9 protein-coding genes are annotated in these 14592 nt (G+C 49.3%); 3 read left to right on the forward strand and 6 right to left on the reverse strand.

The features are described 5' to 3' along the window. Positions 1–28: 28 nt before the first annotated feature. The 3 genes from plsY to prmA all read right to left on the reverse strand — a co-directional run bounded on the left by plsY (position 29) and on the right by prmA (position 6391). Positions 29–679 carry a glycerol-3-phosphate 1-O-acyltransferase PlsY gene (gene plsY, locus BLQ88_RS10635; RefSeq protein ID WP_090149078.1) on the reverse strand — a complete coding sequence of 217 codons (651 nt, stop codon included), beginning with the start codon at positions 677–679 and terminating at the stop codon, positions 29–31. Positions 680–833: 154 nt separating this feature from the next. After that, positions 834–5516, reverse strand: a complete 4683-nt coding sequence (locus tag BLQ88_RS10640) for a hypothetical protein (RefSeq protein WP_090149081.1) — start codon at positions 5514–5516, stop codon at positions 834–836. A gap of 38 nt (positions 5517–5554) precedes the next feature. Further along, positions 5555–6391 carry a 50S ribosomal protein L11 methyltransferase gene (prmA, locus tag BLQ88_RS10645; protein ID WP_176884968.1) on the reverse strand — a complete coding sequence of 279 codons (837 nt, stop codon included), beginning with the start codon at positions 6389–6391 and terminating at the stop codon, positions 5555–5557. A gap of 167 nt (positions 6392–6558) precedes the next feature. Here prmA and BLQ88_RS10650 point away from each other — a divergent pair, with 167 nt between their 5' ends. Then, positions 6559–7725: an ATP-binding protein gene (locus BLQ88_RS10650; RefSeq protein WP_090149084.1), complete on the forward strand. Its 1167-nt coding sequence runs from the start codon at positions 6559–6561 to the stop codon at positions 7723–7725. 76 nt (positions 7726–7801) lie between these two features. On the opposite strand, the gene BLQ88_RS10655 is transcribed toward BLQ88_RS10650, so the two are convergent. Then, the gene (locus tag BLQ88_RS10655; protein ID WP_090149087.1) at positions 7802–9616 is read right to left on the reverse strand and encodes a glycosyltransferase; all 1815 of its coding nucleotides are present in this window, start codon (positions 9614–9616) and stop codon (positions 7802–7804) included. A gap of 390 nt (positions 9617–10006) precedes the next feature. On the opposite strand from BLQ88_RS10655, the gene BLQ88_RS10660 reads away from it, so the two are divergent. Continuing rightward, entirely contained in the window at positions 10007–11512 is a 1506-nt protein-coding gene (locus BLQ88_RS10660) for a glycoside hydrolase family 10-like protein (protein WP_229212658.1), read from the forward strand. A 2-nt stretch (positions 11513–11514) separates the two neighbouring features. Beyond that, positions 11515–12732, forward strand: coding sequence for an NADH-quinone oxidoreductase subunit D (locus BLQ88_RS10665; RefSeq protein ID WP_090149093.1), 1218 nt, complete (start codon positions 11515–11517; stop codon positions 12730–12732). A 35-nt stretch (positions 12733–12767) separates the two neighbouring features. Here the strand turns inward: BLQ88_RS10665 and BLQ88_RS10670 are convergent, their stop codons facing one another. Continuing rightward, on the reverse strand, positions 12768–13778 hold the full coding sequence (locus tag BLQ88_RS10670) for an aspartate-semialdehyde dehydrogenase (protein ID WP_090149096.1): 1011 nt from the start codon (positions 13776–13778) through the stop codon (positions 12768–12770). A 208-nt stretch (positions 13779–13986) separates the two neighbouring features. Further along, entirely contained in the window at positions 13987–14571 is a 585-nt protein-coding gene (locus tag BLQ88_RS10675) for a 5-formyltetrahydrofolate cyclo-ligase (protein WP_090149098.1), read from the reverse strand. Positions 14572–14592 lie beyond the last annotated feature (21 nt).

Below are 14592 nucleotides of genomic sequence, written 5' to 3' on the forward strand. Positions count from 1 at the left end.
TGGGATTAACAAGGTTAGATTAAGAATATCAGCTCCGCACCTTCGACTTGGCGAAGATATTGACGCGGTTTTCGTTGCCGTTGAGCAGGCGCACGATGTTTTTCTGGTGCGTAAAAACAACCAGGACAAACATCACAAAGCCAAACACTACCAGCAACGGCTCAGGATGCCCGAAAGCGCCCGTCCAGGAAAGTACCGGGAATGCCAGCGTTGCAAGGATGGAACTCAGCGACACATACTGTGAAGCGATTAGTGTCAGAATAAATATGGTAATACAAACGGAAGCAAGCTCGGGGTGAATGGCGAGTACCATTCCGAGCAGCGTGGCAATGCCTTTACCGCCTTTGAAATTCACAAAAACAGGGAAGATGTGACCGATAATGGCGATGATCCCGAAGATGATCTTGTACATCAACAGCTCGGTTTCGCCGATTTCGTTCATGTAAAAAAGCATGGAAGCGAGGCACGTTGCCGTCCAGCCTTTCAGTACGTCGATGAGCATTACAACTGTCCCTGCGCGTTTGCCTAATACCCGGAACGTGTTGGTGGCACCCGCGTTACCGCTGCCGTGTTTCCTGACGTCTATTCCAAAATACCCAATGCCGTACCAGACTGAACTTGGGATGGAACCCAGCAAATAAGCAGCAACAACCGCAACTATTAATAAGGCAACACTCATTTTGTACTATTCAAAGATAAATTTAAATTACAAAAAGCTTCTCCCAAAAATACGATAGTTGTAGGATTTTACAAGCAAATGCGGCCGAAAACTGCAATTCTGTATACAATTTTTAAAAAAATAGCAGAAACTATGGTAAATGCCGCTAATCGCATCAGAATCCTTCTGTGGGTTCCGCTTTTTTCTTCTTTTCTTCGGCCTGGGAGGGTGCCGCCTTCTTCTTCGCAGTTTTCACGAGCTTCGCTTTCTTCAAGGCAGGCTGATAGAAATCATCGAACCGGTTAACAAACATATCCTTCTCTTCAGTTCCAATGCTCACCAGAGTCATGTCCTTGGATTTCACGTTTTTAGACTTCGCGACGATCTCGTCGTTGAAATCCAGCATCGATGAAACGACCCCCAACTCACCTGCTTTCAGGTCGAAATAATACCATACATCCGGCGAAGCTTCGAGATAGAGGCTGAACTCATCGCCTTCCACGCCACGGCGCAGTTCCAGGACGCCGGTCATCTGCGCATTGATATTGTTGCGCCCAAAATGCGACACGCCGATCGGCCCCTGCGAGTAGTAAGCATTATGTACGGGAGACCAATGCAAGTTTACATTCGAAAGCACCATAGGGATATCCAGCAGCGGCGATGCTTCGAAAATGGGCTTATATCCCCCGGCTGTCAGTTTCATGTACGCGTCTACACCTTTCGGGCCGATCAATGCAGAAAGTTTCCGGTTCAGTTGTTCGGGATCGTCATCCGCGGCGGTGCTGTTTGATTCCGCAAGATTTGTCTCGACGATTTTCGCTGTGAGCGTCGGCGCGATCGGCGTCAATGCGGGCGCGTTGAAGAGCAGCATCGTATTGAAACGGAATTTCGAGCTATCCACCTGTACTTCCGCGCTACCGACGGTCTGGAGCCAGTTGGCTTGCATAAGTTTAAATGGTCCTGCGAAGGTGGCGAGGCCGGTTTTATCGTCAAAACTCAATGCGCTGCCCTCGTCGATCAGCCCATCGGCGCCTGGCGGCGGGTTTACGCGGAAAGCTTTCAGGTCTTCGTCATAGCTGAGGTTGCCCTGCGCCTGGTAAATGTCTTCGTCTCCGTCCGAATCCTTCGGTGAAAGGAAGCTCATGTACATCCCTTTGGCTTCATTATAATGTAAGCCGACCGAAAGCGGGATTTCGTGCTCGTTTTTAAGGTCTTTATTGATTTTGATGGAAACCGACTCGCCCGGAGAATCCTGGTAAACGATCCACGAGCTCTGAAAATCCTTCCGGAACTTGATCACCGGTTTCACAAAGCCGTCCAGTTTCAGCGACGGCTCGTAGGCCACGAGGTTAATAGCCCCTTTGTATTGAATGCGGGGTGAAAGGAAGAGGTTTTCAGTCTCCTTAATGTCGGCCCGGGCGGTAGTATAGTATTTGACGCCCGGCGTGGTAGCTTTATCCTTCGGTTTCCGCTTGCTTTCTTCGGTCGCACCTACCTCCACAAGCTCGAAATTCTGCATCTTGATATTAAATGTATCCTTCCGCGCCGTAATGTACTGGTAAGTGGCCGAGCCTTCGAAGTGGTTGCGGGAGTCGATGCGGATATCGGCATCGCGCAGGTGGTGCGATACATTCAGGGTATCGATTTCAATGCGTGCCTTTTTCAACGGAACGATTTTACCTTTGGCGTCGACGGCCACCATACCGCCGTCCGGAATGATTTTAACGTCGGCCGTCTGAATGTAAGGCACCCCTTTGATGTTCAGGGTCACCTTTTGAATATCGTAAATCGCTTCCGAGCCATTGAATGTCAGCCCTTCCTGATTGGGGTCTGTGGAAGTGTAAGAAGAAGTTTCGCCCAAACCTTTCATCAGGATCGTCTTCTTGGTCATATCCCATTTTGCGCTGCCGATGAGCGTCTGGTAGGAGGCTGTCGGGATTTGCATACCCGAAGAATCATTGCCAAAGCCCGATTCGTCCGTCACAAAGTTCGCAATGCCGGTTTTGAAGTTGAAATCGACATTGACATTATTGCCGGTCAATAGCTTCTTGGTAGATTTCGCATCACCGCTATTGATCGCAAACTCGGATTTGTTGGCTAAAAAGCCGTCCTTATTGAATTTGATATCGGGAGAAGTCAGCTCTGAATCGGCGCGTTTCAACTTACCATTTCCATACAAACCCGTCGAACGCAGCAGCAAACTTCCTTCGAGATTAGTAGTACCCTGGTGAAAAGCGAAAGACTTGCCCGTGGTGCTGATAAACATGCTGTCCGCATTGGGATACCATTTCAATGCATAATCCTTCAATGCAACGGCCGGGAAATAGCCTTTGCCGATGGTGGCCTCCTTGATACTCGCTACTTCTCCGGTCGCCATGAGTGAGTCAGCGGTAAGAAGAACATTTTTAGCGGTCATCGAGGCCGAGAGGTATTTTAAAACGGCTTTCGAATGCAAACCGTTGTTATCCATCGTCAGCGTGTCGGTAAACTTCGCCAATGCTTTGCCTTCGTAGAGCTTCATATCCGTAACCGGCGGTTTGTATTCGAAACCAAGCGAGTTGTCGTGCATGCTTTTCAGGATAGTTTGAATAGGCGGAAGGATGCCGTTCGAATTAAATGTACCCTCGAAAATCACGTCGCGCTGGTCGAGGCCGTCCATATCGATCTTCGGGATCTTGAAAAATACTTCCCGCGGGTAGAGCACCGTCCCACGTTCCGGCTGATCGAAATACACGATCATACCGTCGGGTACGACGAGCCGGGGCGATTTTTTAATGCCTTTCTGTATCCCCGACTTGTTCTTTGGGTCGCTGAGGTAGAATGTACCGCCTTTTTCATACTTCACGTGCCCGCCGACTTCGCCTTTTTGACCTTTGGCAAATTTATCACGCGGCGTAAATGTGATCGAATCGGACGGTGCGACGTTTACAAAAAACTGGTTGTAATCGAACTTGATATTCTGGCCGCGGAACTGGTAGTTGGATGCAACCATTTGCCCGTTCAGCGTAAAATTGCGGTTTCTGCCGATAACCACCTTCTTGTCGGCGGGTACTGCATATATTTTCAACGAATCGCTGACCACGAATCTCGAAACACCGAGGACTGTAAGCAGGGTGTCGGGCAGGTAAATCGTCGCATTGGCAACCTCATCGTTTGCCGCGAACTGGCCGCTGACCTGGAAATTGTCGTAATCGGCCTTGTCCATGTTCGCTAGCACGTACATGACGCCCTTTTTGCTCAAAGCATATTCATCGGTTTCCTTGTTGTAGATGAAATAATCGTCGAGTGCGAGCCTTTGCAATGCATTACGGATAATGATCGGCTTCTGGTTGAATTTCTTCGCGAGCTCGTCCGGCAGGAATGAAGTCTTTTTGGTGGTTTGGGCATAGTTGGCAGCCATAAGCAGCGGCTGAAAGCCATATTCTTTTCCAATGTCCCGAAACCGTTCCTTTTTGAAATAATCAATCGATTCCAGGCGAACGGGTACCTCGGTTTTGCCATTAATGCGCAAAAATTCCACCTTCTCGGTCGGGAAACGCCAGCGCATGGCTTGCGACCAGATGTTCATTTTGTGGTAAGAATCCTTATACGGCAGCGGGCCGTAATCGGTTTTGTCCATCCGGCCGAGCGTAACAAGCCCCTCGTCGTCATTGTATTTAAGTGTAACCCCGGGGTGAACAAGCGAGTCGGCACCGAGCGGCATGGAATACAATGCCCAATGCGCTGTAAAAACGGAGTCTTTCAATGCGAAACGCTTGCTGCGTGCCGAGAAGGCCGGTTTTTCCTGATACTTAACCTGGATGGTCGAATATTTATCATTCAAAGCCGAGCTGTACCGGTCAAGGCCGATGAGCGAATAGCCGCCTTTGTAGTCGATATTCTTGCGGGATTCTTTCAGCCGGGCATCGATATCGTTCGAAACGAAACGCGGATATTGTGCCGGCTGGCCCTTAATGCGCTTGATACCGCGGTACTCGACAGTACCTTTGACCGGCGCCGCCAGGTAATTGTCCGAATGCAGGGTACTGTTTTCGGCGACTAGTTTAGGGTGATTTATATTAAAAGAATAAGCATCCAGGTCCGCGTAAATGCCCGAATCTCCCGCCGTTTGCCAGGTAAACTTGCCGTTTTTACCTACAAATACACCGTCACGCAACGATACGCTCCCATTCGCCGGCCCGAAAACCACCGAATCGCCTCCTGCAACCATTGCAAACGTGGCGTTTTCGAGATCCATCAGCGGTCCGGCAATGACAGGTAGCGCCGTAGCTTTCCTCGGCGCGATCACAAAATTGGTGTCTACCGGCGTATCCCAGCCGTCGTTGGCAACGGCAGTCTCTTGCGCGACTGTCGAATCGGCTTTGGTATCAAACCTGTATTTGAAGTTACCACCCAGTAAATAAAGGCTATTGTAGTTGCTGGTGTACAACTTGTTGCTTTCGGTGATCGGCAGGCTGACTTGTAATACTTTTAGGAATGTCTTGGCATCGTACTTTTCACCTGCATTAGCTGCCACATCGAGGAAACCATCGAGTTTATCGGGCGATTTCTTCGCGAGCGCCTGCGTGTTGCGTATGAGCAATGCCATGAGCGGCCCTGCTTTCTGGCCTTTCGCCACCTGCGTCTTGACAATCCCGATAAATTTCGCTTGCTGCTGCGGGTTAATCCCCGACATCCAGATACTGTCCAGCTGGGCAGCCGGGCGGATGAATTGCGGGTTCCGGCTGCCGTCCATCATTTTGCGGAGCTGAGGCATAAACTGCGCGGGATCATCCGATAGTTTGACACCCTGTGCAGTTGCATTTTTTCCGATAAAAGTCAGCAGGTAGAGCAGTATAGCAAAGCGAAATATCTTCATGGTTTGTAGCTGTCAGCTTTCAGCAATTAGCTAATGGACTATTTGATTTTTTCAAAAACAACGGTTGCCCACTGGTTGCGGGTATTCGATCTAAGCTTTTTCAAGCCGTTTTCTGCGGCGCATTGTTCGATATCGGCCTGGTCGGTTTCATAAAATCCGCTTGTTACGAGCCAGCCGCCGGGTTCGAGGTGCTTTACGTACGTCGGGATCTCGGCCAGCAGGATATTCCGGTTGATATTCGCCAGAACTCCCCCGAAAATCTTTTCTTCCGGCACATCCTGGATCGTTCCCTGAAATACTTCCGAATCCGCCGGCAGATCATTCATCGCGAAATTTTCGCGGGTATTTTCCACTGCCCATTCATCGATATCGAAGCCCAGCAGATGCGACGCGCCTAATTTATATGCCAGAATTGCCAGGATCCCCGTCCCGCAACCCACATCCATGATCGAAAGACGTTCATGAGGCAGGCTAAGTTGCTCGTTCATCACAAGCCACGTGGTTTCGTGGTGCCCCGTGCCGAACGACATTTTGGGCTGGATCAGCAAATCGTATGTAAAAGAGGGGTCGGGCTCATGAAACGTCGCCCGCACGCGTACCTGGTCACCTACCTCGATCGGCTCGTAGCTTTTCTCCCACTCCTCGTTCCAGTTTCTTCTCTCTAACGATTTCCAGGTTGCGGCTATTGTCGTTAAATCCAGGTATTTGGCCGTTAAATCATGGATTGCCTGCTCCTCAAAAAGCTCTTCCTGAACGTACGCGAGCAGCCCCTCGTCCGTCTCCACAAACGATTCAAACCCCGCCTCGCCCAGCTCCGCCATCAATATCTCCGAAAATTCGGGATCCACTTTCAAATCCAGTTCGATGTAATTCATTGTAATGTTGTTGGTAAAAATTGTGGGGTGAAGGTGTTGAAAATTTTCAGGAATGCAAGCAAGTGGCCTGTAAGGATTGTTTTAAGCGATCCTATTACACTAGGATTTTCAAATTAATACCGGTATTTTTAAATCAAACTTTAAAATAACGGGCTTAATTTCAGGTTATGTTTCCCAGGACGATTGAAAAGGAAATCATCGAGTTAATATCGGACACACCGGTGATAGCGCTGCTTGGCCCCAGGCAGGTCGGTAAAACAACGCTTGTCAAACAGCTCGCCACCCAATTTCCCCATCCCAGCATTTACCTTGATCTGGAATCGGATACCGACCTCAACAGATTGCGGGATGCGGAGTTGTATCTTGGAGAAAGAGAAGAATCAACCATTATCATCGACGAAATCCAGCGGATGCCCTCACTCTTCCCCTTGCTGAGATCTTTGATTGATAAAAAGCGTATGCCGGGGCGATTCGTATTACTCGGCTCTGCGTCGCCCGACTTACTCAAAAATAGCTCAGAGACGTTAGCAGGGCGTATATCGTATTTAGAACTACACCCATTGACGCTGGAAGAGGTGAAGGAACAAATCTCTTACCGCGAACATTGGCTGCGCGGCGGCTTTCCCGACGTTTTGCAAGCGGCATCCGATAACGCTGCATTTCGGAAAATGGGGGATTTCATCAGTACCTACCTGGAACGGGACTTGCCGCTGATGGGCATTCCGGCTAGCCCGCGTGACATGCGCTTGCTCATGAATATGCTCGTAAGCGTGCACGGGAGTTTGCTGAATGTATCGCAGCTGGCGAATTCGCTCAAAATGAGTGTCCCAACGGTTCAAAATTACCTGGGTTATCTGGAAAACGCTTTTCTGATCCGCAGGCTGCAACCATGGTTTGTGAATATCAGTAAAAGGCTGGTCAAAACGCCGAAGCTATACATTCGCGATAGTGGAATGCTTCATTCGCTGGCTGGAATTACAGATTCTGAGGAGTTGGCAGGTAATATCCTGCTTGGTAATTCGTGGGAAGGATATGTGATACAGCAAGTGATAGCCGGTCTGCCGTATAATATTCAGCCCTATTTCTACCGTACGCAAGATGGTGCCGAGCTGGATTTGGTACTGGTAAAGGGAAATAATGTCAAAGTGGCTATTGAAATCAAATACACGAATAGTCCGGTGTTAAGCAGAGGAAATACGCTGGCGCAGGAAGACCTTGGCAGCCCTCCATTGCTGGTAGTCACACCATCGGCGGAAGATTATAACATGCGGGAGAATGTGCTGGTTTGCAATATTGGCACATTGGCGGGGCATTTGGAGAGGTTAGCAAGGTAATTTATGGCCTTTTACATAAAATTCAAATGCAAAAAAGCCCGGCGACTCACATCACCAGGCTTCGCACTAAATTTTATCAAGGCTTCTTGCGCTTCGCGGCCAGATCATGCGCCGTATCGTAATACGACCTTAGGTTCATCCAGTCGAACACATCCGAGATATTCTCCACGCGGTTGCGCTGCATAATGCGGTCGCGGCGCTGCATTCGCACGAATTTGAACAGGATATCGGCAAGCTGGTCGGCGGCTTGTGAGAAGTTTTGGGATTTGCGGTTGATGACGTAAATGCCCCGGTTTTCGTAATCACGCATGATTTGCATGATATAGTCGCCGAAGCCAGAAAGGTCGCTGGTGACGGTGGGGACGCCGCGGACTACACATTCTAATGGCGTGTAGCCCCATGGCTCATAGTAGCTTGGGAAGACGCCCAGATGGCAGCCACGTACGAATTGCCCGTAATCGAGACCGAACAACGGATTGGTGGACGCGATGAAATCGGGGTGGTAGACGATTTTGACACGGTCGCGCTCGTTGTTGACGAGGTTGGCGCGTTTACAGAAATCGGTAATGCCGTCTTCCTGTTTCAAATCGTGCGTGACGAATGCGGGCAGCCTGTCGGTTTTCCAGCTCTGGATTGTCCGGCGAAGGCGGAGACGCCAATATTCGTCCACAAACTCGTTCAGATCGGGCATTTTGTGGTCGGCGCCGGATGCGGTGGCGAGGAAAAGCTTTTCGCCCACTTCTTTTTCAATAGCCGTACAGGTTTCCTGCAACTCATTCAGCACCGCGCGTGATTGCAGCACATCCGGATTGACCGACGTATACGGCTGTTTGGTGACGATGAACATTACCACCGTCATATCCATATTCGCCTGCACCATTTTCCAGTTCAGGCGGGCCAGGGCCTCGAGCGTGAGATCGTAACCTTTGTTGGAATATTCATAACGGCCGGATGTGAAGAAATAAAGCGTTTTATCCAGATCGAATGAGTAGCTGGGAAAGAAATGCCCCATTACAAACTCGTGAATGCGTTCCTTGTGCTTCAAATGCAGGTTCTGAAACTCGTGTACCGCCTGGAAACGCACTACGTTAAGGCCGTTTGGTGTGACGAGATCAGGCATGCGGCCGAGGAACACCTCGCATTCGCGGGCTGTGACATCGCTTACCGTGGTGAGCACGTGTGCATTCAGCGCAGCTTGTCGCTCGATCGAGCATTGCGCCAGGATGCCATAGTTTTTAGCTTCCTGCTCCCAATCGAAGAAAGGTAGTTTGTTATAAAAACCCGAAACATTTTGCGCCAGGTAACGGCCCAGCATCGTAGCGTGCGTCGTGAACGTAGTCGCGATCTTGACATTCTCGCGTTTCAGCTCCGGCATCCCGCTGCTTGCCATCCACTCGTGGAATTGCGCGGAAATTTCCTCCCGTTTCGCATTCTCCTCCGCATATTCTTTCAGGAATATACGCACCAGCTCGCCGAAACAAAGCGTCTGGTTTACAAGATGTTCGACGTTGATCGTCGGAATGCGGTTCTTCTCCCAAAGGTTAAATTTAATTGCATCGAGCTGGCCCATAATGCTATCCACGTCGAACAGCACTACCCGTGGCTTCCCGGTTACGAGCCAGTAGCCATAATACACTACGAAACCCATATCACGCATTCTCTTAACGATCCGCCCTGCCGGGGAATCGTCCAGATCGTGAATCATTTCAAATTCGGAAGACGCTTTCTTTTCGAAATAAGGCCCAAGGAGAAAATAGTTCTCTTCCCATTTCTCAACCATCGCGGGGACCTTGGTCCTTATTACGGTATATATCCCTCCAACTTGATTACAAACCTCCCATGCAACTTCGAACAGGACGTTTTTCTTAGTGGTTTTGACAAATGGTTCCAATTAGGGTACAGTTTAAGCGTTACTAGGGTATTTTAAAGCGATTTTTGCTCCGGTTATGTCACAAAAATCCTTGTTATTACACAATAAATATGCAGAAAAATAATTCAGAATTACAACACCTGGATTTTTACGTGCCTGGCCGGAAAGCCAGATTAAAACATCATTCCAGCGCTAAAATATAACTAAGTCAAGAAAAGGCCGATAGCGCCGATTTTCATAGGGCGATCCAAATCAATCCGTTATTGCTCGAAATTAAGACGGTTGTCGGCTAACTTTGTTCCAAAATACGTTACTTTGGTTGGATTAACATTTTGCATTGGTCAGATAGTGAAAAAAATTAAAATTGTTGCGCTTTCCTTCGTTATAATCACGTTTTTGCTGGAAAGTTGCATGGCTCAGAGCGCGGAAACAGAGAGTGATCTGCCCCCGAAGAGAGAGTTTAGAGCGGTCTGGATAGCCACTGTCGACAATATTGATTGGCCAAGCAGCAAAACACTTCTTCCGGAGGAGCAGCAGGAGGAATTCTCCGAACTGCTCGATTTCCACAAAAGAGTAGGGATGAATGCGGTGTTCGTGCAGGTGCGCGCGGCGGGGGATGCATTCTATGCCAAAAGCCCCGAACCGTGGTCGGAATGGCTTACGGGCGTGCAGGGGCGCAAACCCGACCCGATGTGGGACCCGCTCGACTTTATGATCACCGAAGCGCATAAGCGTGGTCTCGAATTTCACGCCTGGCTAAACCTCAACCGGCTTGTTCATAAATCTTCCAAAAGCGTTTCCGCGGAGAACATCAGCCGGCTCCATCCGGAGTGGATTCTGAGCTACGACGGCTACAAACTCTTCGATTTCGGCATTCCCGAAGTGCGCAAGTTCATTACCGACATGACCGTCAACGTCGCAAAGAACTATGATGTCGACGGCATTCACTTCGACGACTATTTTTATCCTTATGCCGCACCCGGTCAGGTAATTCAGGACGACGCGACATTTAAAAAGTACTCCGACGGCTACACCAACAAAGCCGATTGGCGCCGCCATAATGTGGATTTATTGGTAAAACAAATCCACGACGCACTGGAAGCATTGAATCCAAAGCTCAAATTCGGGATCAGTCCGTTCGGAGTTTGGCGAAATAAAGACCGTGATGCCGAAGGTTCCAAAACATTCGGAGCGCTGGCTTCCTACGACGACTTGTTCGCCGACAGTCGCCGCTGGGTAAAAGAAGGCTGGATCGATTACATTGCGCCGCAGGTCTATTTTTCGTCGGGTTTCAATCGGGTACCTTATAAAAATCTGGTGGACTGGTGGACCGAGAATTGTTTTGACAGACACTTATATATAGGAATGGGCGCGTATCGCGTCGGCTATAAGGATAAGGATTCGCATTGGTCGAATCCGAAGGAAATACCCAACCAGATTCGCTATTTTCGTGATAATGAGGCCGATGGGTCTATTTTTTTTAGTTCGAGATCGTTAAGGGCTAATAGTCTGGGTTTTGTGGATTCATTGAGAAGAGATCTTTTCAAATATCCTGCATTAATCCCGACAATGCCCTGGAAAGACAAAATTCCGCCATTGTCGCCCAAAAGCCTCAAAGCCACATTACTTTCACGCGGCATCGAGCTGACGTGGGAGCAGCCGGATGCTGCGGCAGACGGTGACAAGGCTTGGTATTATGTGATCTACCGTTTCCCGCCAGACGAAAAAGCCACCGCGCACGACCCGCGCCGCATTCTGGGAATGTGTCATGAAGGCGAAAAATTCGTGGATATGAGCGCCGAAGCGGGCAAAAGATATGTTTATTATGTTACAGCAGTAGATCGTCTGCACAATGAAGGTCGGCCTATCGGGCCTTTGCGCGTGGAAGTACACGATCAGAAGCTAGTTAGGTTTTAGGTATGAGCAACGCAATCCAATACGAATATAAACCCGAGCATTTCATTGCTTCGGCGCCTACGAAATACAACTCCGAAAACCTTCGTACGGAGGAGATGGTGCTCAATATGGGCCCACAGCACCCTTCGACGCACGGCGTATTGCGCCTTGAAGTGGTGACCGACGGCGAGGTGGTGATCGATGTGGTGCCGCATTTGGGCTATTTGCACCGTTGTTTTGAAAAACACGCGGAATCGCTTCCCTTCAACCAGATCATCCCTTACGTAGACCGGATGGATTATGTGGCTGCGATGAATTCCGAGCATGCGTATGCGATGGGCGTGGAAAGAATGCTGGGCATTGAAAACGACATTCCCAAACGCGTTGAGTATATCCGCGTCGTGGTTGCTGAGCTGAACCGCCTGGCCTCGCACTTCGTCGCGCTGGGCACGTACGCGATGGACATAGGCGCGTACACGCCGTTCCTGTGGATGATGCGCGACCGCGAGCAGATCCTACGCCTGCTCGAATGGACCTGCGGCGCGCGGATGCTGTACAATTATATATGGATAGGCGGGTTATTCTACGATCTGCCCGTCGGTTTCGAAGAGCGCTGCGCGGAGTTCATCAAATATTTGAAACCCAAGCTGATCGAATTGCAGCAGCTCGTGGTAGATAACAAGATATTTATCCAAAGAACGGCGAATGTGGGCGTGCTGCCGCTGGATGTGGCTATTAATTATGGTTGTACCGGACCAATGCTGCGCGGTTCGGGTTTGCGATATGATTTGAGAAAAGTAGATGGCTATTCCGTTTATCCGGAGCTGGATTTTGAAATACCTATCGGCGAAGGAAAGCTGGGTAAAACCGGCGATTGCTGGGACCGTACCTGGGTGCGCGTGGTAGAATGCTGGGAATCGGTGAAAATCATTGAGCAAAGCCTGGTGCAATTACAGGGAGATCACAAAAGAACCCGTGATTTCGATCCGCAAGCCATTGTTCCCAAGAAAATCCGACCGAAGGCGATGGATTTTTACGTCCGCGCTGAAAATCCGAAAGGGGAGCTGGGTTTCTATTTCCGTACGGATGGCCGGGCTGATATTCCCGTTCGCTGCAAAGCGCGGGCTTGTTCTTTCAATAACCTTTCGGTAATCGGTGAAATATCAAAAGGCGCATTGCTCGCGGATTTGGTCGCTGTGATCGGCTCGATCGATGTGGTAATGGGAGAGGTTGACAGATAAAAAGAAAGGGTCGCGTCGCGACCCTTTCTTTTTATCTAAGCTTCGGCACCAACACCTACAAGCTCATGTTTCGCCAAAAACTCAGCGATCTGAACCGCATTGGTAGCAGCGCCTTTACGCAGGTTATCCGCTACGATCCACAGGTTCAGCGTTTTAGGCTGAGATTCGTCGCGACGGATGCGGCCTACGAAAGTTTCGTCTTTGCCATGCGCCGTCAATGGCATCGGGTACAATGCATTTTTCGGATCGTCTTGTACAATTACGCCTTCGGTTTCGCTCAGGATCTGACGTACTTCGTCGAGGTCGTATTCGTTTTCGAACTCGATGTTAACTGCCTCAGAGTGACCGCCGATTGTCGGGATACGAACAGTTGTAGCAGTTACAGCAATGCTGTCGTCGCTCATGATCTTCTTCGTTTCGTTAGTCATCTTCATTTCCTCTTTGGTATAACCGTTGTCGAGGAACACGTCGATGTGCGGCAACACGTTAAGGTCGATCTGGTGCGGGTACACTTTGCCTTTGCTGTGGTCGCCTGCGCGCTCGGAGAACAATTGATCTACCGCCGCTTTGCCTGTTCCGGTTACCGATTGGTAAGTGGAAACAACCACACGCTTAATTTTATATTTTTTGTGCAAAGGATTCAGCACAACCACCATTTGAATGGTCGAGCAGTTCGGGTTTGCGATAATTTTGTCTTCTTTCGTCAGTTCGACTGCATTGATTTCCGGAACCACCAGTTTTTTGGTCGGGTCCATACGCCATGCCGAAGAGTTATCCACCACCGTGATGCCCGCTTCTGCGAATCTCGGTGCCAGTTCCAATGAAGTGCTACCGCCGGCCGAGAAGATCGCGATCTCCGGTTTGGCAGCAATCGCATCCTCGAAGCCGATCACCTTTATCTGTTTACCCTTGAATGTAACTTCCTTACCAACAGACCTTTCAGATGCGACGGCCAATAGCTCCGTCACCGGGAAATTACGCTCTTCGAGCACTTTGAGGATTTCGCCGCCCACCAGACCGGTAGCGCCTACTACTGCGATTTTCATTCTTGCATTAAGATTAAAAATGGATAGAATATGATTTACTCCCTGCAAATGGCGTCTGCCACCCCGCAAAAAGTGCCGCAAATTTACGCAGTTTTTTAGAATGATGCCGGAAATTCAACCATTAATGCATTAAAATTCAGTCGCAAACGTCCAAAGCCGATATTTCAGAGCTGTTTTATAGGCTTTTGAAATTGTTAAATCCCGCCGATTAATCATTGAAATTATACACACGCTCAGGCGTAATGCACAGATCCAGCGCGATGTCATATTCGTCAATGTCCTCTATTTCTTGCACTTCCTCAAAAAACGAAAGGCCCATTTTAATGCATTCGGGGCGGGTTTGAGGTAGGAAACGATCATAATATCCGCCGCCGTAGCCCACACGGTAACCTTTGCGGTCAAACGCAAGGAGCGGAACGAGCACAATGTCGATTTCCTGCGGCTGTATTTTTTCGGAAGTCAATGGGTCAGGTTCGGGTATTCTCCATTGATTGATAACCAAATTCGTATGTGGAGTCAGTAGATAGTGCTCCATTTCCCGTGTGCCGGGTATAATGTAAGGCGCTGCAATACGCATATTGGGGAATGAAACCCGGAACAGCTCAACAATATAAGACGTGTGTATCTCTCGCGAGCCTAGTTGGGGAAGAAAGGTATGAAGGGTTTTGAACTGATTGTTTTGGATAAATTTTTCAAGATTCTGCGCGATCAGGACGTTTTTTTCGATCAGCCAGTGCTCATCCGCCTCTTTTCTTTTTTGTAAAAATTCCTTGCGCAATGCGGCCTTTTTCATCGGGTACTGTCGTCTTTTTGG

This window comes from Dyadobacter soli, assembly GCF_900101885.1.
Taxonomy (GTDB): domain Bacteria; phylum Bacteroidota; class Bacteroidia; order Cytophagales; family Spirosomataceae; genus Dyadobacter; species Dyadobacter soli.